Origin of the sequence: Nocardiopsis sp. NPDC006139 (assembly GCF_040614155.1) — a bacterium.
GTDB classification, from domain to species: Bacteria; Actinomycetota; Actinomycetes; order Streptosporangiales; family Streptosporangiaceae; genus Nocardiopsis; species Nocardiopsis changdeensis.
The window spans coordinates 89,298-111,289 of the sequence record NZ_JBEXTT010000003.1 but is presented as its reverse complement, the minus strand read 5'-3'; the positions used below and the strand labels follow the sequence as shown (position 1 = coordinate 111,289).

Annotated in this window: 30 protein-coding genes; 11 read left to right on the top strand and 19 right to left on the bottom strand. The window is 73.9% G+C overall.

Annotation, left to right across the window (positions count from 1 at the left end; translation table 11 throughout):
* The first annotated feature begins 65 nt into the window (after window positions 1-65).
* From ABZ249_RS04880 to ABZ249_RS04870, 3 genes are all read left to right on the top strand, one after another.
* A complete protein-coding gene (locus tag ABZ249_RS04880; RefSeq protein WP_355257373.1) occupies window positions 66-1,031 on the top strand; it encodes a hypothetical protein in 966 nt (321 codons plus the stop codon).
* A gap of 40 nt (window positions 1,032-1,071) precedes the next feature.
* Window positions 1,072-2,616, top strand: coding sequence for a hypothetical protein (locus ABZ249_RS04875; protein ID WP_355257370.1), 1,545 nt, complete (start codon window positions 1,072-1,074; stop codon window positions 2,614-2,616).
* Window positions 2,617-2,693: 77 nt separating this feature from the next.
* The gene (locus tag ABZ249_RS04870; RefSeq protein WP_355257367.1) at window positions 2,694-3,173 is read left to right on the top strand and encodes a DUF4913 domain-containing protein; all 480 of its coding nucleotides are present in this window, start codon (window positions 2,694-2,696) and stop codon (window positions 3,171-3,173) included.
* A gap of 73 nt (window positions 3,174-3,246) precedes the next feature.
* On the opposite strand, the gene ABZ249_RS04865 is transcribed toward ABZ249_RS04870, so the two are convergent.
* The 5 genes from ABZ249_RS04865 to ABZ249_RS04845 form a co-directional block, all read right to left on the bottom strand.
* On the bottom strand, window positions 3,247-3,654 hold the full coding sequence (locus ABZ249_RS04865) for a hypothetical protein (RefSeq protein WP_355257364.1): 408 nt from the start codon (window positions 3,652-3,654) through the stop codon (window positions 3,247-3,249).
* Between the two features lie 17 nt (window positions 3,655-3,671).
* Window positions 3,672-4,544 carry a hypothetical protein gene (locus ABZ249_RS04860; protein WP_355257361.1) on the bottom strand — a complete coding sequence of 291 codons (873 nt, stop codon included), beginning with the start codon at window positions 4,542-4,544 and terminating at the stop codon, window positions 3,672-3,674.
* A gap of 18 nt (window positions 4,545-4,562) precedes the next feature.
* Window positions 4,563-4,913: a hypothetical protein gene (locus ABZ249_RS04855; protein WP_355257358.1), complete on the bottom strand. Its 351-nt coding sequence runs from the start codon at window positions 4,911-4,913 to the stop codon at window positions 4,563-4,565.
* A gap of 52 nt (window positions 4,914-4,965) precedes the next feature.
* Window positions 4,966-5,400, bottom strand: coding sequence for a hypothetical protein (locus tag ABZ249_RS04850; protein ID WP_355257355.1), 435 nt, complete (start codon window positions 5,398-5,400; stop codon window positions 4,966-4,968).
* Window positions 5,401-5,865: 465 nt separating this feature from the next.
* A complete protein-coding gene (locus tag ABZ249_RS04845; RefSeq protein ID WP_355257352.1) occupies window positions 5,866-8,250 on the bottom strand; it encodes a serine/threonine protein kinase in 2,385 nt (794 codons plus the stop codon).
* Between the two features lie 412 nt (window positions 8,251-8,662).
* Here ABZ249_RS04845 and ABZ249_RS04840 point away from each other — a divergent pair, with 412 nt between their 5' ends.
* The 3 genes from ABZ249_RS04840 to ABZ249_RS04830 all read left to right on the top strand — a co-directional run bounded on the left by ABZ249_RS04840 (window position 8,663) and on the right by ABZ249_RS04830 (window position 11,332).
* Window positions 8,663-8,905 carry a hypothetical protein gene (locus ABZ249_RS04840; protein ID WP_355257349.1) on the top strand — a complete coding sequence of 81 codons (243 nt, stop codon included), beginning with the start codon at window positions 8,663-8,665 and terminating at the stop codon, window positions 8,903-8,905.
* 388 nt (window positions 8,906-9,293) lie between these two features.
* Window positions 9,294-10,910, top strand: coding sequence for a serine/threonine-protein kinase (locus ABZ249_RS04835; RefSeq protein ID WP_355257346.1), 1,617 nt, complete (start codon window positions 9,294-9,296; stop codon window positions 10,908-10,910).
* Between the two features lie 23 nt (window positions 10,911-10,933).
* Window positions 10,934-11,332: a spore-associated protein A gene (locus ABZ249_RS04830; protein ID WP_355257343.1), complete on the top strand. Its 399-nt coding sequence runs from the start codon at window positions 10,934-10,936 to the stop codon at window positions 11,330-11,332.
* 39 nt (window positions 11,333-11,371) lie between these two features.
* Here ABZ249_RS04830 and ABZ249_RS04825 read toward each other — a convergent pair whose 3' ends face one another.
* Window positions 11,372-12,550 (bottom strand): calcium/sodium antiporter, encoded by a 1,179-nt coding sequence (locus ABZ249_RS04825; protein ID WP_355257340.1) that lies wholly within the window; start codon window positions 12,548-12,550, stop codon window positions 11,372-11,374.
* 623 nt (window positions 12,551-13,173) lie between these two features.
* On the opposite strand from ABZ249_RS04825, the gene ABZ249_RS04820 reads away from it, so the two are divergent.
* Complete coding sequence (locus ABZ249_RS04820; RefSeq protein WP_355257337.1) at window positions 13,174-13,944, top strand: MBL fold metallo-hydrolase; 771 nt, start codon at window positions 13,174-13,176, stop codon at window positions 13,942-13,944.
* Between the two features lie 57 nt (window positions 13,945-14,001).
* Complete coding sequence (locus ABZ249_RS04815) at window positions 14,002-14,574, top strand: DUF3592 domain-containing protein (protein WP_355257334.1); 573 nt, start codon at window positions 14,002-14,004, stop codon at window positions 14,572-14,574.
* Window positions 14,575-14,640: 66 nt separating this feature from the next.
* Here the strand turns inward: ABZ249_RS04815 and ABZ249_RS04810 are convergent, their stop codons facing one another.
* The 11 genes from ABZ249_RS04810 to ABZ249_RS04760 form a co-directional block, all read right to left on the bottom strand.
* Entirely contained in the window at window positions 14,641-15,072 is a 432-nt protein-coding gene (locus tag ABZ249_RS04810) for an ATP-binding protein (protein WP_355257331.1), read from the bottom strand.
* A complete protein-coding gene (locus ABZ249_RS04805) occupies window positions 15,069-15,560 on the bottom strand; it encodes a hypothetical protein (RefSeq protein WP_355257328.1) in 492 nt (163 codons plus the stop codon). Before ABZ249_RS04805 ends, ABZ249_RS04810 begins: the two co-directional genes overlap by 4 nt.
* Window positions 15,561-15,898: 338 nt before the next feature.
* On the bottom strand, window positions 15,899-16,066 hold the full coding sequence (locus tag ABZ249_RS04800; protein WP_355257325.1) for a DUF397 domain-containing protein: 168 nt from the start codon (window positions 16,064-16,066) through the stop codon (window positions 15,899-15,901).
* Window positions 16,067-16,151: 85 nt separating this feature from the next.
* Window positions 16,152-16,325, bottom strand: coding sequence for a DUF397 domain-containing protein (locus ABZ249_RS04795; RefSeq protein WP_355257322.1), 174 nt, complete (start codon window positions 16,323-16,325; stop codon window positions 16,152-16,154).
* A 100-nt stretch (window positions 16,326-16,425) separates the two neighbouring features.
* Window positions 16,426-16,599: a DUF397 domain-containing protein gene (locus ABZ249_RS04790; protein WP_355257319.1), complete on the bottom strand. Its 174-nt coding sequence runs from the start codon at window positions 16,597-16,599 to the stop codon at window positions 16,426-16,428.
* A gap of 112 nt (window positions 16,600-16,711) precedes the next feature.
* Window positions 16,712-16,885, bottom strand: coding sequence for a DUF397 domain-containing protein (locus ABZ249_RS04785; RefSeq protein ID WP_355257316.1), 174 nt, complete (start codon window positions 16,883-16,885; stop codon window positions 16,712-16,714).
* 112 nt (window positions 16,886-16,997) lie between these two features.
* Entirely contained in the window at window positions 16,998-17,171 is a 174-nt protein-coding gene (locus ABZ249_RS04780) for a DUF397 domain-containing protein (RefSeq protein WP_220564465.1), read from the bottom strand.
* 107 nt (window positions 17,172-17,278) lie between these two features.
* Window positions 17,279-17,446: a DUF397 domain-containing protein gene (locus ABZ249_RS04775; protein WP_355257311.1), complete on the bottom strand. Its 168-nt coding sequence runs from the start codon at window positions 17,444-17,446 to the stop codon at window positions 17,279-17,281.
* 119 nt (window positions 17,447-17,565) lie between these two features.
* On the bottom strand, window positions 17,566-17,739 hold the full coding sequence (locus ABZ249_RS04770; RefSeq protein ID WP_355257308.1) for a DUF397 domain-containing protein: 174 nt from the start codon (window positions 17,737-17,739) through the stop codon (window positions 17,566-17,568).
* A gap of 112 nt (window positions 17,740-17,851) precedes the next feature.
* The gene (locus tag ABZ249_RS04765) at window positions 17,852-18,019 is read right to left on the bottom strand and encodes a DUF397 domain-containing protein (RefSeq protein WP_220564468.1); all 168 of its coding nucleotides are present in this window, start codon (window positions 18,017-18,019) and stop codon (window positions 17,852-17,854) included.
* Window positions 18,016-18,777, bottom strand: coding sequence for a Scr1 family TA system antitoxin-like transcriptional regulator (locus ABZ249_RS04760; protein ID WP_355257305.1), 762 nt, complete (start codon window positions 18,775-18,777; stop codon window positions 18,016-18,018). Before ABZ249_RS04760 ends, ABZ249_RS04765 begins: the two co-directional genes overlap by 4 nt.
* Before the next feature lie 89 nt (window positions 18,778-18,866).
* Here ABZ249_RS04760 and ABZ249_RS04755 point away from each other — a divergent pair, with 89 nt between their 5' ends.
* Entirely contained in the window at window positions 18,867-19,157 is a 291-nt protein-coding gene (locus tag ABZ249_RS04755) for a hypothetical protein (RefSeq protein WP_355257302.1), read from the top strand.
* A gap of 149 nt (window positions 19,158-19,306) precedes the next feature.
* Window positions 19,307-19,543: a hypothetical protein gene (locus ABZ249_RS04750; RefSeq protein WP_220564470.1), complete on the top strand. Its 237-nt coding sequence runs from the start codon at window positions 19,307-19,309 to the stop codon at window positions 19,541-19,543.
* A gap of 42 nt (window positions 19,544-19,585) precedes the next feature.
* Here the strand turns inward: ABZ249_RS04750 and ABZ249_RS04745 are convergent, their stop codons facing one another.
* A complete protein-coding gene (locus ABZ249_RS04745; RefSeq protein WP_355257298.1) occupies window positions 19,586-20,572 on the bottom strand; it encodes an L-threonylcarbamoyladenylate synthase in 987 nt (328 codons plus the stop codon).
* A gap of 297 nt (window positions 20,573-20,869) precedes the next feature.
* On the opposite strand from ABZ249_RS04745, the gene ABZ249_RS04740 reads away from it, so the two are divergent.
* Window positions 20,870-21,187, top strand: a complete 318-nt coding sequence (locus tag ABZ249_RS04740) for a hypothetical protein (RefSeq protein ID WP_355257295.1) — start codon at window positions 20,870-20,872, stop codon at window positions 21,185-21,187.
* A gap of 10 nt (window positions 21,188-21,197) precedes the next feature.
* Here the strand turns inward: ABZ249_RS04740 and ABZ249_RS04735 are convergent, their stop codons facing one another.
* Entirely contained in the window at window positions 21,198-21,899 is a 702-nt protein-coding gene (locus ABZ249_RS04735) for a DUF4184 family protein (protein WP_355257292.1), read from the bottom strand.
* Window positions 21,900-21,992: the final 93 nt, after the last annotated feature.

Below are 21,992 nucleotides of genomic sequence, written 5' to 3'. Positions count from 1 at the left end.
CGGCCGGCGCGGGCCGGAGCACGGCGGCGCCCGCCCGAACCCACCCCCCACGGAAGGACCAGGCCATGGCAGACGGCGAAGCAGGACCGCTTCTGAAGCGGGGTTCCGCGGAGCGGGCGCGTCCCCCGCACGGGCTCCCGCCGGGCGCCGGCGACGGCCGGGACGCCGAGGGCAGCCCCATGCGGGACCTGGGGATCAGGAGACGGCTCAAGGAGGTCGAGGAGTCCCGGACACAGGCGTACATAGCGGGCGTGGGCAGCAGCATCAGGATCGATGAGCACGTGGAGCGCGTCCGCCGGGACGGCGAGGCCCGGGTCCGCGCCGCGCGGGCGCGCGGAGCGGAAGCGGTCCGGCACGCGCGGTCCGAGGCCGAGGGGCTCGTGGAGCGCGCGGAGGGCACCGGCAGGGCACTGGTCCGCGACGCGGAGAACAGGGCGCTCACCCTCGCCCCCGCCGAGGCCGCCGGGCACATGCGGGCCGCCCGGAAGGAAGGGGAGCGGGGCGTCGGCCTCGCCTCAGCCCAGGGGAGCGCCCTCGTCGACCGCGCCCGCACCGACAGCACCGCCGAGGTGCGCCGGATCGAGGCCGCGTCCGCCGAGGCGTCCGCCGAGGCCGAAGCGGACGCGGCCGCCGCCCGGCCGGAGGTCAAGGCGGCCAGAGCGGACCGCCTGGCGGAGCTCGGCCGGAGGAAGGAAGCGCTTCAGGGCCTGCTGGGCGCCCGCATGCCCCGCGGCGAGCTGCGCTCGCTCCTCCGGGAGGACCGCGGGCGGGAGCGGGCGAGCCTCGCCGGGTTCGAGAGCCGGCTCGCCGCGGCGGAACGGCGGGCGGGGCTCTCCGGGGCGGGCGGCACCGCTCCCGCCCCCGCGCCCGCGTCGGAGGCCGTGGTGCCCGGCCGGCGTCGGCCGGATGCCGCGACGGGGCTCCGCGGGGCGATCGCGCGCGCCTACCGCGGGGAGGCGGCCCCGACACCGGGCGGCTCCCCGTCGCGGGCGGGCGAGCAGCGGTCCGAACGAAGGGGGCATGGAGTGTGATGGTTCTGCGACGGGGACGACGGCGTCCGGGAGGCAGGGGATGAGCGAACGGAACGGCGGCGTCGGCCGCTGGGACGACGAGGAGGCGCGTTCCCGGCGCCGCACCCGGGAACAGCCGACCGGCCCCCGCGAGAGCGGGGGATCGGACTCCGGCGGGGGACGGCTCGACACGGCCGACGCCCTCCTGGCCGCCGCCATGCGGGCACCGATCGCGCGCGGCGGCATGACCAACTCCGGCTGGCTCGCCATGGCCTCCCTCCACGGCCACCTGCGCAGGCGCCGGCTCCAGAGCAGCGGCGAGGCGTTCTTCCCCGAGACCCACGTGGCGGGCTCCCCGGCCCTCGTGCAGGCCGCCCTCCACCTGGCCCGGGGCGCCGACCCCGCCGCTGCGGCGGCCGCGCTGCCCGGGGCGGACGCCCGGCAGGTCCGCGAGGCCCGCGACCGGCTCGACTTCGCGACGATGGCCAAGGCCCTGGAGAGGGACCTGGTGAGCGGGAACCTGGAGAGGACCGCGCACGCCGCCCTCCAGGAGAAGGGGATCGACCCCGGGACGCCGCCCGAGCAGTCCTGGCGGCGCGCCCTCGACGGCTCCGACCTGGGCAGGCTGCGCCCGCGCGACCTCGGCGCGCTCTACCTCAGCGCGGCCGAGGCCACCGGGCCGCAGGCCCGGCAGGCCGAGGCCCGGGTCCTGGAGGCCCTGGCCGAGCGGCACCCCCAGCTCGCGGCGTCCGTCGAACGCGGCCTCGTCCAGGACCGCGCCTTCGCGGGCGACCCGCACTCCGCCCGGCTCGACAAGAACACGGCCGTGGCCGGCGCGGTGTGGTCGGCGGACGAACGCCCCGTACCGATGGAGGAGTGGCTGGTCAGGGCCGTCCCCCGGTTCAAGGACGCCCGCACCGACCCCAACTGGCGGCGCGACGCCGCCGAGTCGGTCATCACCGCCGCCCTCGACGGGAGGGCCCCCGCGGGCTCCGTGCCCGCGCTCATCGACAACGCCAGGCGGAACCTGCCCGGGTTCGACGCCCGTTACCGCGAAGGCCTGGCGCTCGCCGAGGAGCGCGCCCGCGCGGGGACCGGCAGCGGCTTCCCCCAGGGGGACGCCGTCCTCTACGCGCTGGACAGGGGCAGGGACTTCCCGGTCAACGAGGCGCGCCAGGGCCGCGAGGCGGTGGTGGCGGCGGGGAACGGGGACGCCGCCCGCCTGCGCGCCGGGGCCGGGACCGGCGCCCCCGACCGGCGCCCGGAGCTGGCCGACGCGCGCCTGCCGAAGAACCGGGGGCAGGCGGAGCGCGCGGTGGAGGCCAACGGCCGCGCGGTCGCCCGGACCCCCGCCACCCGCCTGGACCGCGCACAGCAGGGAAATCTCGACGAACGCCGCGACCGGAACCGGCAGCGCGTACAGCAGGCCCGCGAGCAGCGGGCCGCCTACCGGGCGGGCCGGACCGACGCCGTCCGCCGCGACGGCGTCGGGCTGCCGCGCACCCGGGTGCAGGCGAACGCGGCGGTCCGGCGGGCGACCGTCGTCCACCGGCGCCAGCGCAACGAGCTGAGCACCCTGACCCGGCGGTCGACCGCCGGCCGCTGACGGGGCGGCCCCGGGCCGGGTAAGGGGCCGCGGCCCGGCACACGACCACGACCACGACAAGGAGAGACAGGACACCGATGGACACCGAACAGGAAGAGCGGCCGGACGGGGCCCTGCTCCCCGGGGCCGGGGGGACGCTGAAGGACGAGACCCCCGACGTCTCCGAGGCCCTCGACGGCGTGGACGTCCCCGGGGACGGGGAGGAGGGCGACCCGGCCCCGGAGCCGGTGTTCCGGAACGTCGAGGAGTTCGTGCGGCTGCGCTTCCTGCCGGTCTACGTCCGCCCCGAGGGCGGCCAGTTCCGGTGGTGCAAGGAGTGGTGGCGCCACGCCGAGGCGGTGTCGCGCTTCCAGGCGCTGTGGCACGCCTGGGAGGTGCTGCGCTGGGAGGCGGGCACCGGCATGGCCATCTGGTACCGGGACCACCTGGACTTCCAGATGGGCATCCTGCTCGGGGACAACGGGCCGTTCCGCGAGTGCACCTCGCGCCGCCACCAGGAGCCCCGGCCCCTGCCCGCCGACCCCGCCCCCGAGGGCTGGTTCGAGGACGAGTGGTAGACCCGCGCGTTCCGCGGACGCCGCCCGCCGCGTGCGGACGGCGTCCGGTCCGGGCGCGGCGGGCGGGGAGGGGCTAGGGGATGAGAACGAAGCCCAGGACCCCGCCGACGACCACCAGGGCCGCCCCCGCGGCGGCCAGGACGAAGTCCGCCACCCGGGCGAGGCGCGCGGCCGCGTGCCTGCCGGGCAGCCGTGCCGCCACGGCCTCGGCCGCCCGGTCCCCCTCGGCCGGGTAGGCGGCGAGCTCCCGGTCCGCGCGTTCCAGCGCCGCGGCCGCCGCGGCGCCGTTCGCCGCGGAGGAGGCCGCCTCGTTCAGCAGGGCCTCGGCCCGGCCCAGCGCGGCCAGGGACGCCTCCGTCCGCGCCCGTTCGGCCTCCAGCCGGGTGAGCGCCTCGGGGACGTCCAGGCCGTGGTCCAGGATCCGCCGCACCGACCGGGTGAAGACGAGGGCGCCCGCGAGGATGCAGAGAAGTAGAGCCATGTCGTGCGTTCGTTCCTCTAGGGGGTCGCGGTCCGCCCGGAGGCGGGGCCCTGACCGGTGGTCCGCGCGGTCGTGGTGGACGTGGGCAGCCGGGGGATGGCGGCGGGGTCGGTCGAGGCGCCGGAGTTCTGCTGGAGCGCCGCCACGACACCGCGTGCCGGACCGAGCCGGGAACGGGTGCCCATCTGCGGGGACGTCGTCACACTCCGGCTGACCGAGTCGGTGAGCCCGTGCCGGGCCAGCGCCCGGGCGACGCGCTCGGGCCGCACCTCCAGGGCGTCGCGGAGCAGGTCGTCGCTGACGGGGTTCAGGTTGTTCAGCTCTCGCAGGTACCGTTCGGCCCGGATCTTCCCCTGGGGCGAGAGGGGGGCGTCCGGCCGCAGCTCGTACCTTTCCGACACCAGGCCGATGGCGGCCTGCGCACGCAGTTCGAGGTCGATCTGCGAGGTGTCCTGACCCGACTCGGCCCGGCGGTTCCGGTCGTCGATGGCGCTCCGGATGGTCCCGGAGGCCGAGTCCATCCGGACACCCGCGTCGGTGAGGTCGAAGACGACCCTGGCGACGCCCTTGCCCTCCAGCTTCGCGATCCTCTCGTGGTGGGACTCCCGCACCCGCTCGATCTCGTTGCCCATCTGGAAGAGCTTGTTGGTGGAGGCCGACTGCTCGTCCAGCTTGGCCCGGTTGTCGGCGGCGATCTCCTCCGGTTTGCGGTCCAGGTCCTCGATCCTGTCCTGGATCTGCCGCTTCTCGGTGGGGCTGTTGAGCGCGGCGAGGTAGTTCTCCTGGCGCCTCGTCGCCGCCATTTTCAGCGTGTTCCGGAGCTGGGTGGTGATGCTCCCCATGAGGACGGTGAAGGCCACCGTCATGAGTGCGGTGAACAGAGTGCCCAATGTTCCGATCTTCTCCTCTTACCACCCGGCGAGGGCGCAGACACCGATCAACAGGACGAGGCCGGCCCAGACCCAGGCGCCCGACCAGGCTCCGGGGAGAGGGGCGGGCGAGGGCGGGCGGACGCGCGCGGCCGCCTCGGGGCCGGGTTCCGGAGCGGCGCCCTCCGAGAGGGCGCGGCTCCTTTCCAGCAGGTGCGCCGCGTATGCGTCGAGTTTCTCCCGGTCATCGGATGAATCCGGGAAGTCCTGGAGGCGCCTTCCCTCGGGGAGGTGGACCCGGCGTCCGGCCATGAAGGCGTGCAGGAGGCCCTGCACGACCAGGACGAGGGCGGCGACACCGGCCAGGGCCAGGACGCGCTCATCGAGCATGGGGGTCACTCCTTGTTCTCGGAGCGGCGCGGGACGCCGGTTCTCCGGCCGGTCACGGGGAGGGCCTCGCGCCGCGGTTCCTGCCGGGGGCCTCGGGGTGGGGGCCCTGCCGTGCCGCCCGCACGGCGCTCGCCTGGTTCTTGCCGCGGACGACGACGAGGCCGGGTCCGCCGGGTGTCGCGGCGGGGGCGTCCAGCCCCAGCTCCTTCTCCAGGGCCTTGCCGTCCTCCTGGGCGCCCTGGTAGCGCTTCAGGACACCCTCCACGACCGCGGCCTGGTTCTTCGCGTCCGCGGCGTGGCGCTGGACCTGCTTGTTCTCCTCCTCCATGGTGCGCAGGGCGCTCTTCTTCTCCTGCTCCTGGCGCTTGAGCTCGTCCAGCTCCTTCTTGGGGACGATGTCCATGGAGCCGATCTTGGTCTTGGTGCCAGGGAAGTTCTTCTTCTTGTCCCTTTTCCGAGGCCCGTTGACCAGGAGCTTCTTGCTCATGTCCGTTTTGGCGTCGACCGATGACCGAATCGTGAAAACGATCATGAGCGACATCCCGGAAATGATGCCGTAGGAAAGGTAGAGCATTTGCAGCCAGCTCGGCAGTGAGCCGATCAGTGCACCCATGGCCTCCTCGTTCCCCGGATCCGATCGCCGCTGTACACCGGGACAGCCTAGAGCCGCGGCGCCAGGGGTAGAATGTGATGCGCGTCACGCAATGGGTTGTTCTATGTCGGTGTGCAGGGTTCGGCCTGGTCGAAGCTTTTTCGCCCCCGTTGTGGGATGTGCCGATGACCTGATCACACCGCGATGGAGATCCCTCGGGAGCCGCCGCCCATTTCGCGAAGGCGAAAGGGGTCTCGGAAAGTGAGGGAATGCGGTTTTTTCTCGCTGTGCGGTTCCGGATCGGCGGGCTTCCTGCGGGTCTGCCCGGGCACGGGGGCGCTCGTTGTCACGGGAGGGCCGTCAGGCCCCGTCGCCCGCGGCGCGGTCGGTGCAGACCTCCTCGGAGGGGGCCAGGACCTCGGTCGAGTGGACGGCGACCACCTGGAAGCAGTACTCCACCTCAGGGTTGAGGCCGGAGATCTCCACCGAGGACTCGCCCGCCTCGGTGCGGGCCATCGACGTTCCCCGGGTGTCGGCGGGGCCGCCGACCACCACGTGCGCGCTCTCGCCGCCGGTGTTGTCCGTCCAGGTCAGCGACACGGCCACGAGGTCGTCGGTGAGCGCCACGTCCGCGGGGGCCAGCGCCACGGCGGGGTCGTCGGCCGGGGGCGCCGAGGCCCCGGCCTCCGGGCCGCCGGAGGACTCCGACCCCGCCTCCGGGGAGGCGGACGGGGAGTCGTCCCCGCCCATGCCCCGCACCAGCACGGTGATGCCCGCCACCACCACCACGACGGCCAGCAGGCCGACGAGGACCGGTCCGACGAGGGCGCCGAACCGGCGTTCCCGCGGCGGTTCCGGAGCCAGGTCGGGGTACGGCGGCGCGAAGCGGTCCGGGCCGCCGGTGCCGAAGGCGGGCGCGGGGGGTGCGGTGGGCCGGGGAGCCGGCGACGGCCGGAACGGCGGCGCCGGAGCAGGCCCCGGGTCGCGCCGTGTCGGCGCGGGGGAGCCCGACAGTGGGGCGGTGGGAGCGGGGGCGTTCGCCTTCGTGCCCGTGCCCGGTGCCGGCGTGGTGTGCGCTGCGGCGGGGGCCGTCGAAGGGCTGAGGGGAGTGGTCGACGCGGAGGCGCCCGCCTCGGTCCCCGTACTCGGCGCGGGCGCGCTGTACGCCGCAGTAGGGGCCGTCGAAGGCCCGGTGGCGGCGGCCGAGGGCCGGGGCGGCGCGGGCGGACGGGGAGCGCCCGTCGCCGACGTGCCGGAGTCGGGCCGCGCGGGACCGCTCGCGGTGCCGAGGGCGCCGAGCGGCTCTGTCTCCTCCTGGTCGGCGGGGCCGGGCCCATCGGCCTCCGGAAGGACGGCGGCCCGCCGCGCGCGGAGGGTCCCGGGGACTCCGGCCTCCGCGCTCGTGTCGTCGTCGGGGTACCCGTCGTCCGGGTAGCCGTCATCGTCGGAGTCGGGATCGGAGTCTGTCCGGGCGGCCGCTTCCGTTCCGGTGGCAGGGGACGGCAGGGATTGCGGTTCCTCGTCCTCCTCCCACCAGGCGGGTTCCTCGGCGGGCAGGGGAGCGGTCTCCGCCTCCGCCTCGTCGGGGTACCCGTCGTCGGCGTCGGGGTCGGGAGCGGACTCCGCCCGGGAGGCTGCGTCCGCTCGGGCGGCGGGGGACTGTAGGGGGTGCGGTTCCTCGTCCTCCTCCCACCAGGCGGGTTCCTCAGCAGCCAGGGGAGCGGTTTCCGCCTCCGCCTCATCCGGGTATCCGTCGTCCGCGTCGGACGTCGTCGCGCGGGGCTCTGGTGTCTCCTGTGCCTCGTCGGCCCCCTGCGCCCCCTCGGCTTCGGGGGCAGCGGCCCCTTCAGCCTCCTCGGGATAACCATCATCAGCGTCGGGCACTGCCGCGCGGGGCTCCTGCGCCTCGTCGGCTCCCTCCGGGGGGCCGTCGCCGTCCGCGGACTCCGGCGCCTCCCCGCTTAGCGGGCCCTGGCGCGCGGCCAGCGCGGCCGCGAACTCCTCGGCGGTCGCCGTCCGCAGCGCGGGGTCCGGGTCCAGCGCCCGGCGCAGGACCGCCCGCAGCCACTCTGGGACGTCCTCCCGCCGCATGTCCCCGACGGCGGCGGACAGGATCCGGTCCCGGTACTCCGACAGGGGCTCCTCCCCGTCCGCGTCCGGGTCGAACGGGGGCCGCCCGTCCAGGAGCGTCCACAGGGTCGAGGCCAGCCGGAACACGTCGGACGCCGGGGAGGGCGCCTCTCCGCGCAGCTCCTCGGGCGGCGTGTGGTGCAGGTCCCGGCGCGTGTAGTACACCGGCGGGAACGGGTGGTCCAGGGGCAGCGCCGAGCCGAAGTCCACGAGGGCGGGACCCGGCTCGCCGTGCAGGATGTGGTCCGGGCGCACCGCGTGGTGCAGGAACCCGGCGGCGTGCATCGCGGCCAGCGCCCCCGCCACGGCCTCGCCCGCGGCCACGACCTCGTCCACGGAGAGGTGCTCGCCGCGCGCCAGGGCCTGGCCGTAGTCGCCCTCCGGGCGCAGTTCCGTCACCGCATAGGGGCGGCCCTCGTCGGTGACACCGGAGAACAGCAGGGGTTGCACGCCATCGGTGGCGGAGAACTCCTCCCACAGGCCCACCTCGTCCGGCCGCCCGGTGTCGGGCGACGGGCGCAGCAGCTTCACCGCGAAGGGCGGCTCGCCCGATTCGGGCTCGGCCTGCCAGAGCAGCGAGGCGTCGCCGAGGCGGATGGTGGTCAGGGAGCGCATCCCGGGAACCGGGGGTGGCGGCACACGGCGGCGGCCCTGACCGAGCATGGGATCCCTCCTGGACGGCGGCGGTCCCCTCCGACCGGCGGCGCGCGGAGGGGGATCGGGTCGGGACCCGGGCGGCCCGGGGCGACGCCTGCGCGGGCCGACCGCTGCGCGGGCGGGGAGGGGGAGGTGGTTCCGGGGCGGGGCACGGTGCCCGGCAACGCTGCGGCGAGCCTAGTACACACCCGCTGAGCGGGGAAGCGCGGACCGGTCGCCGGACGGAGCTCAGAGGTTCCTCAAAACCCGCCTCCGTCTCTCCCCAAGGGAATCGGCGCCCTGTTAACATGCCGCACCGGCCGCACGGCCGACCCCGCCTGCCCCCGGGGGAAGCCCCTTCGACCGGGCTCTTCAGAAAGGAAACGGGGAGATGGCACGAGGTAGTAAGCGCGGTGGCGGAGAAGAGGCCGGCAGGGGTGCGGAGGACCTGGGCGACCCGCCCACGTCGGTCATCTACCCGAAGTCCGGTCGCCAGGTGGTGAGCGAGGATTCCCCGCTCCGCGAGTTCACCAGGTACGCGAACGCGAAGGTCGACCCGAACGCCCGGAAGAACGCGGAGAAAAGCCGGATCTTCCGGGCGCAGGAACGCCGCAAGGGGAGCAGCCCCTCCTGACCGGTGCCCCCGCTCCGGCCGCGCATGTGCGCCGTGAGGAGATCGAGTGGCCGCGGGGCCTCCTGGAAGAGGGCTCCGCTCCTTGACCGGTGCCCCGACCCGGCCGCGCGGGCGGCGGCGCGGAGAAGGGCCGCAAGCCCTCCTGAAAGAGGCCTCCGTCCCCTGACCGGCACCCCCCGCCTCCTGACCGGCGTCCCCCGCCCCCGGACCCCGCCTCGGTGACCGATTTCGGTCACCGAGGCGGGATCCGTTCGTTCCGTCCGCACTCGTCACGGTCCGGGTCGGACCCGGTGGTTAAGATGCGGTGGTCACATGTCCCCCCGGTACCCCTGAGCCTCCTGGTGCCCGTGTGGGACGTGTCCCCACTCTCCCTTCACCCGTGGATCCCATGCGCTCTGCACAGAACGTCGCCTCGCTCCCCGCGACCGCGACCGACCTGACCCCCGCCGACCCCGAGCGGATCGGCCCCTACCGGCCCCTCAAGAGGCTGGGCGCCGGCGGCATGGGGGTGGTCTACGCGGCCCACGACGCCGCGGGCGGCCTGGTCGCGGTCAAGCTCATCCATCCCGAGTACTCCGCCGACCCCGACTTCCGCGCCAGGTTCGCCCGCGAGGTCGAGCTGCTGCACCGGGTCGGCGGCGCCTGCGCGGTGCCGCTGCTGGCCGCCGACACCGCGGCCGAGCGCCCCTGGCTGGTCACCCCCCTGGTGCGGGGCCTGACCCTCGGCGACTACGTGCGCGAACACGGCCCCCTGCCGGAGCGGCTGCTGCTGGGCCTGGCGGCGGGTGTCGCCGAGGCCCTGGTGCGCATCCACGCGGTGGGCATCGCCCACCGCGACCTCAAGCCCGCCAACGTCGTGCTCTCCCCGGAGGGCCCGCGCGTGCTGGACTTCGGTGTGGCCCGCGCCGTGGACCAGACGGCGCTCACCCGGACCGGGTCCATCGTGGGCTCGCCGGGGTGGATCAGCCCGGACCACTACCGGGGCAGGCCCGCCAGTACCGCCGACGACGTCTTCGCCTGGGGTGCGCTGATGGCCTTCGCCGCCACCGGGCGGCAGCCGTTCGGGACCGGCGACCCCGCGGTGGTGGCCCACCGGGTGATCAGCGGCGAGCCCGACATGGACGGGTTCACCGGGCCGCTGGCCGACCTCGCCCGCTGGGCCCTGGCCAAGGAGGCGGGGCAGCGTCCCGACGCGATGCGCCTGGTGGAGGGGGTGTTCGCCCTCAGCGGTCCGGGCCGGGGCAGGCCCCCGGCGGGGACGCCCGAGGCGGTGGACGGCGCGATGGCCACCGTCGTCGACGAGAACTGGCAGGGGGTGCCGGCCGCCCCGGAGCAGGTGTTCGCCATCGCCCCGAGGCCGGGCGGCGGGCGGGCCAAGCGCGGGCTCGCGGTCGCCGGTGCGGTGGCGGGCGCCCTGCTGCTGCTCGCCGGCGCGACCTTCGGCGGGGTGGTGCTGGCCCGGAGCTGGGACACGCAGGTCGTCGCCGACGACGTCCCGGCCGAGGAGGCGGGCACGGGCGGTGACCGCCGCCCGGGGGCCGGGAACGAGCCGAAGCCCTCCGAGTCCCCCTCCGGGGAGCCGTCCGAGTCCCCGTCGGAGGAGGCCGAAGCAGGGGACGGCGGCGGGGAAGAGGAGGAGGGCGGCGGCACCTCCGCCACGTCCACCGGGCTAGTCGGCGCCGGGGTGGCCGCCGCGGGCGCGCGCCCCTCCGGGGAGCACGTCGTCGCGTTCCAGCCGGACGGCGGGGCGGCCGTGTACGCCCGGCTCGACGGCGCCGACGTGGTGTGCGCCTGGAGCTTCTGCCAGAGCCAGGGCGGGAGCGTCGGCAACGGCAGCGCGGGGTCGGTGCCCTCCAGCCCGTCCGCGCTCACCGGCTACGCGAACCAGGGCGGCCGGACCGTCAGGGCCGAGGTCACCTACACGACGGCGGCCGACGGCACCGTCACCATCACACGCCTGGTCGAGCAGCACCGGACCAGCGGCACCGGGACCCCGCCGTGGTGACCCGGGCGAACGAGCGAGGAACGATGAAGAAGATCACCGGCCGCGTCGCGGCCGCGCTGGGGCTGGCCCTGGTCGTCACCGTCGCCGGTCCGGCCCCGGTCGGCGCGGTCGCCTACGGCGGCCAGTGCGGCAGCGGGTACGGCAAGGTCAACGAGGCGGCGATCCCGGGCGGGACGGTGTTCCTCACCTACAACGGCTCCAACGGCAAGAACTGCGTGGTGGTGGTCCGCTCCTCCCCGGGCCCCCGGATCGCCATGGACGCGGCGCTCAAGCAGAGCGGCGGCACCTCCTGGCAGACCGACCCGGGCGACTTCACCGAGTACGCGGGCCCGGTGTACCTCTCGGCCGCGGGCCAGTGCGTGGACTGGGGCGGCCGGATCGGCGACGACTGGATCGTCCGCAACGGCACCAACTGCGGCTGACCGCCGGGCGGGGAGGGCGCCGCCTCCCCGCCCCGGCGGTCACCGCGGTTCCGGCGCCGCCACCCCGTCCTGCGGGTCGGGCGCGCTCGCGGCCCTCCTCTTCCCGCGCCGCCTCTTCAGCTCGTGGACCGCCGCCACCGCCAGCCACAGCGCGGTGAGCGGGATGACGAACCACAGCATCGCGGCGCTGAGCGGCTCCAGGGCGGCGTGCTCCGTGGCCGTCAGCACCAGGTACGCGATGTAGGCGATGTAGAAGCCGACCAGCAGCGCTCCCTCCCAGCGGGACACGTCCGACCCGGTCAGGGCGATCGGCAGCAGCACCAGGGCCACCGCCACCATGACCGGCAGGTCGAACCGAAGCGCCGACGCCGCGACCTCGATCCCGCCGGGGGCCACCACGGCCGCCAGGCCGAGCACGGCGCCGAGGTTGAACACGTTGCTGCCCACGATGTTGCCCACCGCCATGTCGCGCTCGCCCCGCACCACGGCGACGACACAGGTCACCAGTTCGGGCAGCGACGTGCCGACCGCCACCACGGTCAGCCCGATCAGCAGGTCGCTCACGCCCAGCGCGGTCGCGATCGCGCTCGCCCCGTACACGAGCAGCCGCGCCCCCACCACCAGCAGGGCCGTTCCCACGACCACCAGCACCAGGTCCCGCACGACCGACCGCGCGCGCGACGCCGTGCGGACCGTGCCCTCGGGGCCCTGGGCGCCCTCGGCGTCCTCGGCGCCCTCCCGCCCGGGCTCCGGGTCCTCGGCCGCGCGCCTGCGCGAGGCGACCACCGTGACGGCCACGTAGACCACCAGGGCCGCGAACAGCAGGGCGCCGTCGAGCATGCCCAGGTTGCCGTCCAGCGCCATCAGCAGCGCCACCACCGACAGCACCACCATCACGGGGATGTCGGCGCGCACGACCTGGGAGTTCACCAGCAGGGGCACGAACAGCGCCGACGCGCCCAGCACGAGCAGGATGTTGGCGATGTTGCTGCCGACCACGTTGCCCACGGCCAGCCCGGCGTAGCCGGTCAGGGCGGCGTCGGTGCTGACCGCCAGTTCCGGTGCCGACGTCGTGAACGACACCACGGTCAGGCCCACGACCAGCGACGACATCCCCAGTGTCCGGGCCAGTGAGCCCGCACCCCGGACGAGTGCCTCCCCTCCTGCGACCAACAGTACGAATCCCGCCACCAGGGCGGCGACCACCAGCGCGTTCACGTGAGCCTTCCGATCGCTCCACCGAGTCGAGCACGGCATACCCGCCGACGAGGGGCCTCCCCCGGCGGGCCACCCGGTTTTCCACCGGGCCCGCCACGAGTCTTCCGGAACCCCGCCCGCGCCGGGCACGGGAACGGGCGGGTTCTCCTCGGAGCCGGGGAGAGTTCGATTCCCGGTCACGGACCGGTCGGACGGCTCCCGCACCGACGGGTTCCGGGGACCGGACCCGCTCGGCGGCGCCGGACGGGCCGTCGGCCACGGTCGCGCGGAGCGGCTCGCGCACCCGGATGCGCGAGCCGGGCGACCCGGGGGCCTTGCTCCCGCAGCGGCCGGTCCGCTCCCGGCGGGGTCCGCGCTCGACCGGGCGCGCCGGCGCAGCCCCGGGCGTCTCCGAGGCGTCGCCCACCCTCCCGCCAGCAGGGGCGGGCGCGGGTTCCCCGGGGTCGGGGCCGGGCGTTCCCCGAGGCAGGGGGCTCCCCGGCGCCGGGCGCGGGCGGCAGCGGCGGTGCCGCCCGCGCCCGGTGGCCGGACCGGGCCCGCGGTGACACGTTGTCCTTCCCCTCGTCTTGCCCTAACTTCTGCACGGAAAAGCAGCCCGCGTCCGGGAGAGGGAGCGTGAAGCGATGGAGATGACCCACGTCCGCAACGCCACGGCCGTACTCCGGGTGGGCGGGAAGACCGTCCTGGTCGACCCGATGCTGGGGGCCCGGGGGTCCAGGGAGGGGGTGCCCAACACCAGGGGCGGCACCGAGCGCAACCCGCTCGTGGACCTGGTCGTGCCCCTGGCCGACCTGCTGTCCCCGGACGTCGTGGTGGTCACCCACACCCATTCCGACCACTGGGACGCCGCGGCTGCTTCACTGCTGCCGCGCGGCGTCCCCGTCCTGGTCCAGCACGCCGCGGACGCAGGGGCCATCGCGAAGGAGGGCTTCACCGACGTGCGGGTCCTCGACGAGCCGGTCACGGTCGACGGCACCGTCTTCATCCGCACCGGCGGCAGGCACGGTTCGGAGGAGGCCATGGAGGCCATCGGGGAGGAACTCGGCCAGGTCATGGGCGTCGTGGTGAGCCACCCGGGGGAGCCGGTGGTGTACTTCGCGGGGGACACGGTCCTCACCGACGACGTCCCCGCGGCCCTGGAGCGGCACGACCCCGACGTCGTGGTGCTCAACACCGGGGAGGGGTGGATCGGCTCCGTCGGCCCGCTCATCATGGGCGCCCGGGATGTGGTGGAGGTCCACCGGCTGGCCCCGCGGGCGCGGATCGTGGCCGTGCACCTGGAGGCGCTGAACCACTGCCCGGTCACCCGGGCCGACGTGCGGTCCCTGGTGGCCGCACACGGGATCGCCGACAGGGTCCTGGTGCCCGAGGACGGGGAGGTCCTGGCCTTCTGACCGCGCCCGCGCGGTGCCACGGGTTTCGGCCCGGAGTGCGGGGGCACGGCGGAGGTCATGCCTCCCGAACCCCTCGAACCCCCCGGACGAGAGTTCCGCACGCGCGACCGGCTGCTCGCGATCGTGCCCGTACTGGTGGTGGCCGCATTGGCGGTCGCCCTGGCGGTATGGGTGAACACACCGGACACGGACGCCTATCCCGATTACTCCGGCCGGGCGGAGGCGGAGGTGGTGCGGGTCCGGACGGAGGCCGGGTCCGGGCAGCCGGGGATGGGCGGCCCGAAGGTCACCGTGGAGGTCGTCTACACGGTCGACGGTGCGCGGTACATCTCAGCGGTGGCCGGCGTGCTCCAGCCGGAGCCCGAGGCGGGGGACCGGGTCACGGTCGCCTACGACCCCGCCGAGCCGGACCGGGCGGCGTCCCTGGACCTGGCCGGGGACCCGGCGGGCAGGAGGGGGCGGCTGGCCCTCACCGGGTACTTCGGGTTCATGGTGTTCATGGGTCTGGCCTTCCTGGGGCGCTTCGCCTGGCGGAATCCGGACCTGTGGAGGTCGGGGCCCGCGGAGGGCGGGAAGGGCGGGCCGGGCGGGAAAGGCGGGAAGGGCGGGCCGGGCCGGAAGGGCCGGTGAGCACCGCCGGTCGGGGCGGCCCGGCGGCACCGGGCTCCCCGGCGTGCGGGGAGCCCGGGCGCGGGGTCACCGTGCGAGGGTGAAGGTGGCCCAGGTGTGGGTGCCGAGGTCGCCGAACGGACAGACCGGCGAGTATCCCCAGGCTGTGGACAACTCCTCGACCATGAGGAGGCCGCGCTGGCCCTCGGCCCGGCCCCATTCGTCGGACGTGCGCGCTCTGGGGATGGCGGGGATGCCGCCGCCGAGCCCGTCGTCGGTGAAGCCCAGGGTCAGTGAGCGGTCGTCCGCGGACCACAGGGTCCGGATCACTCCGCCGTCCCGGCCGGAGGCGGTGTACTTGACGCAGTTGGCGAACAGTTCGCTGCCGCACAGGACGAGCGTGTCGGCCGTGTCGGGGTCGAAGCCGTGCAGGTCGGCCCGCAGGTCGCGGCGGACCTGGGAGAGCCGGGCGAGGTCGCCGGGATAGAGGCGGTGGGTCCACAGCCGTGCCGGGGTCATGCGCCCACCCCCGCGGTGCTCCTGCGGTCCTGAGGGGCCGGATGGGTCTGCTGGGCCTGCCGGGTTTGCTGGGCCTGCCAGCGCCGTACCGCGTCGGCGAGGTCGTCGAACGTGACCGGGGGCGGGGTGGGGGCGAGCAGGTCGCCCTCTCCGATCCTGGGGGCGGGGATGCGGGGTGCGGTCCACCGCTCCAGCCGGGCGGTGGCCTCGGCCTGGGCGCGGGAGTGGGCGCGGGACCGGGCACGGGCCTGTTCGTGGGCGGTGTAGTAGGGCCTGACGAGGGGGAGGTCGTCGGCGGGGAAGGTCTCGCGCGGCTCGGCCAGGCGCGGTGCGGCGGACGGCAGGGGGCGGACGGCGGGGCCGGGGTTCGCGGCGTAGCGGCGGACCCGGGAGGAGCGGCGCCGGTGGTGGCGGCCGCAGGGAGAGGTGAACAGCGCTCGCAGGAGCCCGAGGGCAGCCCGGAAGAGCGCGGCACTAAACTGGCTCACGCTGGCAATCCTTTGGTTCAAGGTGTGAATTGCTGGCCACGACCCCGGGCGCTTGTAGGCGTCGCGGGGTCACGGGTTTTTCGGTTGTGGGGCCAGAATAGGGCAACCTGAGGGCTGCGTGCACATTTTTCGGACGGATTGCCGAAGAAGTTGTGCGCTTTGGTATTGGTGCAGGTCAGGGGGTTGTTGGTGGAGAGGGGAGAGCTTTTTCGGGGATAGGCGAAATAAGTCCGGTTTGAACTTTATGTGCGTGGTCGTGGTGAAGTCCCGGGTGGTTTCGCGAAGGCGTGTGCATGGCAAAGGCCCCGGACGGCCGTCCGGGGCCTTGTGCTGGGTGGCTACTTCTGGGCCGCCAGGGCTGCGACCCACTCGGAGGGGCCGAAGGTGAGGTGTCCGGCGTCCCGGTGCTTGGTGTCGCGCATCCCGGCTGCGCCGTCCCCGTAGCGGCATTCGACGCAGTCGGAACCGTTGGGGCTGTACGTCGACTTCTTCCAGGTCTCGTTCATCGGTGTACCCCTCGGGAGGCTTCGGGCTTTCCATGAATGTGGCGCGGAAAGGCGCGGCGATCATCTGCCCGGCGTGCGGAGGCGGTCACTTCTCAGCGGCGAGGGCCGCGAGCCACTCGGAGGAGGGGAAGGTGAGGTGTCCGGCCTCGCGGTTCCGGGTGTCGCGGACGTCGGCGCCCGCTGCATGTTCCCGTGTCTCCACGCAGTTTGAAGACGAGCCGCTGTAACTCGACTTGTGCCACTCGATCGAGGACTTCATTGCCGCTCCAGGGGGAGGGGGTGTGTGGGCTGTCTGGGCCATCCCCTTGAGGGTGGCCATCCACGCATGACGAAGGCTTCGTGCTGTTACCCGAATGTGGTCACCTTTCGGCTGCCACGGCCGCCGTCCACTCGGAGAGGCCGAAGGAGAGGTGCCCGGTGTCCCGGTTCTGGGTGTCGCGGACATCGATGTGCTCGGAGGACTCGCGAACCTCCACACAGTTCGCAGAGGATCCGCTGTAACTCGACTTGTGCCACTCGGGCGAAGACTTCATCGCCACTCCAAGGAGAGGGGGCGGGGCCACCTGAAGTATTCCCTTGCAGGCGGCCATCCACGCTTGGAAAAGGCCCCGGACGCTGGTCACCCGGGGCCTTGTATGAGCGTGGTTACTTCTCAGCGGCGAGGGCCGCGACCCATTCGGAGGAGGGGAAGGTGAGGTGCCCGGTGTCCCGGTTCTGGGTGTCGCGGATGTCAGCACCCGCTACATGTTCCCGTGTCTCCACACATTCGTTGTTGCCGCTGCTGTACGAGGACTTGTGCCACTCGGCCGAGAACGTCATTGGCGCTCCAGAGGGTGGGAAATGCGGGCTGTCCGGGGCATCCCCTCCTGGGTGGCCATCCACGGATGACGAAGGCCCCGTGTCGGTGCCCGGGGGACTTGTGCGGGGGTGGTCACCTCTCGGCTGCCAGGGCTGAGAGCCACTCCGAGGAAGGGAAGGTGAGGTGGCCTGCTTCGCGGTTCCGGGTGTCGCGGACATCGATGCGTTCGGAGGACTCGCGGATCTCCACGCAGTTCGCGGAGGCTCCGCTGTAACTCGACTTGTGCCACTCAGGCGAAGACTTCATCGCCGCTCCAAGGGGGGTGTGGGGCCACCTGGAGTATTCCCTTGGAGGCAGCCATCCACGCTTGGCAAAGGCCCCGGGCGGTCGCCCGGGGCCTTGCATGAGCGTGGTTACTTCTCGGTCGCCAGGGCCGCGAGCCACTCGGAGGGGCCGAAGGAGAGCTGTCCGGCTTCGCGGTTCTTGGTGTCGCGTGCCTCAACTGCCTCCGCAGTCCACCTGCACTCGACGCAGTTCCCACTGTTCGGGCTGTACGGCGACTTCTTCCAGATCTCGTTCATCGGTGTACCTCTCAAGAGGCCTCGGACTTTCGACGAGTACTGCAGGGAAAGGTGTGGCTACCGTCTACCTGACACGCTGTGGTGCTTCGGTGAGGGCGGTTCCTGGTGTGCGGAGGTGGTTACTTCTCAGCGGCGAGGGCCGCGAGCCACTCCGAGGAGGGGAAGGTGAGGTGTCCGGCGGCTCGGTTCTGGGTGTCGCGGACATCCGCACCGCAGGTGTGCTCCCGGGTCTCCACGCAGTTCGCCCCTGTAGAGCTGTAGCTGCTCTTGTGCCAGTCGGTCGAGGACTTCATCGACGCTCCAGAGGGAGGGGGTATGCGGGTCGCCTGGAGTATCCCCCCACAAGTGGCCGTCCACGCATGGCGAAGGCCCCGAGTGGTCGCCCGGGGCCTTGCGTGGGGGTGGTTACTTTTCAGCGGCGAGGGCCGCGAGCCACTCCGAGGAGGGGAAGGTGAGGTGTCCGGCTTCGCGATTCTTCGTGTCCCGTAGAGCCACCATGTCCGACTGCATCCGGCACTCCGCGCAGTTGGGGGAGTCACCCGAATAAGTCGATTTGAACCAAGAGTCGTTCACAGTAGTTCCTTCAATGCTGCGGTGGTCTCCCGGGAGGGGAGAGCGGCGGCGAGTGCCGAGGAGACCATGCCGAGCAGCGCCGAATGATCACTCCGCTCAGCGATCACCGTACCGCGTGACCAGTCCCCGACGACCGCCACGTCATCACCGGCCAGATGGAAGACCGTTGTGGCGCTACCTGGTACGAGCAGGATGGAGCCGCGGGGCACCAGGTGCACGATCACTCGACCCGTCTCGATCCAGTCAAGCAGGGCTTTTGCTTGTTCGACCTGAATCTCTCGGGGGAGTGCGTCCAACACAAAGAGAGGAAAGACGGCTGTCACCCGAAGCTTCGGCAGTTGGTGCAGTCGTTCGCATCGAAGTGCAGTAAGTCTCGTTACCTCCTCTTCGGTCATCCAGGGGCGTGCGGCGCGGAACAGCAACGACGCTAGCGAGGGGCACTGGAGGTAGCCGGGAACCATGCCTGGGGAGATGACCGTGGCAGCGCGTGCCTCCGGCTCGATGCGAGACAACGACCTCGCCCAAACCGGGATGCTGAAGCCGTCCTTCGCCTCCTGGTGCCTGGCCAGCAGGGTGCCATCGCATCCCAGGATGCGGTCGAGTGCCTCGGCGTTCTCCCGCTTGGGCAGTGAGCCCGAGTTTTCCCACCTATTCAGGGAGGAAAGCGACAAATTAGCTGATCTCGCGAGCTGGGTCTGCGTCAATCCCGCCGCTTCCCGAGCAGCGGTCAAAGCCTCTGCGAATATGCCGGGGGTCATGCAGGAAAGATACCGGCAGGGATGCCGGGAGCATCTGGGATTCTTGGAATTCGCTGTGAGACCAGGCTGGGAGACCCGACGCTGGATTCATGATCGGAACCCACAGGCCCGTCGCAGGGCACTTGGACTCGGACAACGAAGTGGCAGTGCTGGCGCTGCGTTCGGCGCTGCGCCGCCGGGGGATCGCCTCGACGGACGGCGACCTCCCCCTCTCCGTTCGCGCGGACTACGACGGCAGGCGGGTCACCGTCCGCCTGACTGACCAACAGTGGTGGCGGTCGATGCCCGGTGAACCGGGCATCACCATCCCCCTCGCCCGCCAGGGCGCCGAGGACGACCTCGCCCGTCGACTCGTCTCCGAACTCCTGGGGCGGCTGTGAACGCCGACGAACCCCTCACCTGGGCCGAGTTCATCCGCCTCACCCGCCCCCGCACACCGTCGATCCCGCGCCCGCGCCCGGCGGAACAGCCCCCGCTGCCCCGGCGCCGACGCTCCCCTGCACCCGAAGACCCCGGAAGGAAGCCCGTCATGCCCGCCCACACCGACACCCGCCCCGCCCGGTGCGGCCGGCCCGCCACCCGCCTCCAGCGGGAGCGGGCCGACGAACTCTTCGACCTGCTCTCCTCGCTCCTCCGCGACGCCGCCGACCCCGATGCCGACACCGCCGCGCTGCTCCGTGCCGCCGACCGGGCCTTCGAGGCCCTGCACCGCCACCTCAGCCGCGGCGGCGCCCTCCCCCAGCCCTGGCGCGACGCCCGCCACTGACGGCGGGGGTGTCCCGGCGGCCGGACCGGCCGCCGAGGGCGTTCACCCCTGTGCGGACGGCCGGGGCCCGGCGGCGCGGCGCAGCCGGTTGGCGATCGCGAACCCCAGCCCCTCCTCGGACGGCAGGGAGGCCACGATGACGTCGCACCCGCTCCCGTCGAGTTCGCGCAGGAACCCGTAGAGGCCGCGCGCGTACTCGGCCATGGAACCGGGGACGGCGACGACGGCGTGCGCTCCGGCGGGGGCCTCCCCAGACCCGGGGGGCAGCAGGATCCCGACCCCGTTCCCCTGCTTCCTCAGCCGCTCGGCCTCCCCCGCCACCTCGTCCGGCGCGACCAGGACGACCCGTGCGCGCGGCGCGTAGTGCGAGGGGTGCTGGCCCGGCACCCGCACCGGGCTCGCCGAGGGCGCCGCGACCGGGCGCCCCAGCGCCTCTTCGAGGGCCTCCCTGGTGACGCCTCCCGGCCGCAGGATGCTCGGCGTCTCGCCCGTGACGTCGACGATGGTCGACTCGACGCCCACCTGGCAGGGGCCCCCGTCCAGCACGAAGCCGACGTCGGACCCCAGCTCCTCGCGGACGTGCCCTGCCGTCGTGGGGCTGACCGAGCCGAAGCGGTTCGCGGACGGAGCCGTGACGCCCCCGCCGAAGGCGTCGAGCAGCGCGAGCGCGGCGGGGTGGTCGGGCACGCGGACGGCCACCGTCTCCAGCCCGCCGGTCACCTCCAGGGGCACGCGCGGGCCCCGCCTCAGGACCAGCGTGAGCGGTCCCGGCCAGAAGCGCTCGGCCAGCACACGGGCCGTGTCCGGGACCTCCCGGACCCAGTCGCCGAGCCGCGCGGCGGAACCGATGTGGAGGATGAGCGGGTGCGACGGAGGGCGCCCCTTCACCTTGAAGGTGCTCGTGACGGCGTCCGGGTCCTCGGCGTTCGCGCCGAGACCGTAGACGGTCTCGGTGGGCAGCGCCACCAGTCCGCCGGCGCGCAGCACGCGAGCCGCCTCCTCGATGTCGGCGGTGCTCCACGTGGTCACCGTTGTACCTCCCCTTGTTCCGTGGCGGCCCCGGCTCTTCCGCGGACGGCCGCGCGGCGTGCGCCTGCGGGCTCGGGTCCGGGGGACGGGGCGGGGCGGCGGTGCCGGGACCGACGCTCCGCTTCAGGGTACAAGCAGGTGGAACCCGTTCCCGGCCGTCCCGGAGGCAGGCCGGTCCGGAGGGGAGCCGGCCGGGGCGATGGTGCCCGGTGGCGCCCGCAGGCACCTCGTTTCCCCCTCCCCGACCGGAATGCGGAAGAGTACGGGGTGCCACCCCCCGGCTCCGAGGAGAGAACCATGACCCCCACCCAGATCGTCCGCACCGTGGCCGCCGCCCTGATCGCCGGCGGAGCGGCCCTCGGGCTGATCCCCAGTGGCCGGTGCGGGGCGGGCTGGTGGTCGCCCCTGTACGGCGACGGGACCTCCTACGGGTGGTTCGGCTACTCGTCCCTGGACGGCTCGGGCATGCCCGCCGTCCTGCCGCACGAGATGTGCGAGGCGGCCACGGCCCCGGTCGCCTCGTGGGCGATCGCGCTGGTCGTGATGGGGGCGGCCCTACTGGTCGGGGTGTGGTTCACCACCTCGTACACGCCGAGGCAGCGCCCCCGGCAGTGATCCCGGGGGCTCACGCGTTCCCCCGCTCCCGCCACCGGCGGGCCCACCAGTACAGGCTCCAGGCGGCCGCCCCCGCCCCCGCGCCCGGCACGGCCCCCAGGAGGACGACCCGCACGAGGTCGTAGCCACTGGCGAGCGCGTCGCCCGCCGCCAGGCGGGACACCGCGCCGCCCACCAGGGCGCAGGCGGCGATCGCCGCGAGCGGGACCCAGCGGGCCCGGACGGCCGGCCGGTCCCGGAGGACCCACCACGCGACCGCCGCCAGCCCCAGCACCGAGCTGGCGTACATCAGCACGTTGTAGAGCTTGTGCGGCTCCACCACGGGCGTCTGGAGCACCGGGAGGAGCTGGACCCCCGCGCCGCCCGGGTGCGTGAACGCGTCCCACACCATGTGCGTGAGCGCGCCCACCGCGATCGCCGCCGCGCCCCGGGCCGCGCCCCGAGCGCTCGGGGCGGGCGGCGGCCCCGCCTCGCGCCCGACCAGCGCGGCCAGGGGCGCCCGCAGCGCGTACGTCCAGCAGGCCCACACCGCCCCGCCCAGGAGCACGACCAGCGGCAGCCCCAGCGGGAAGTGGGTCGTGGACGCCCCCACCGGCACCGGCAGGTAGTACGGGAGGTCGGGCGCCATGGCGCCGACGACCAGCGCGGCGGTCGGCAGCCGGGTGCGGGCGAAGGGCAGGACGGCCGCCACGTGGGCCGGGGTGAAGGGCATCAGCGGCCCTCGGCCGACGCCCGCGGACGGGTTCTGTTCCAGGCCATCGCCGTACGCTCCTCCGACTCCGCCGGTCCCGGGCCGGGCACCGTT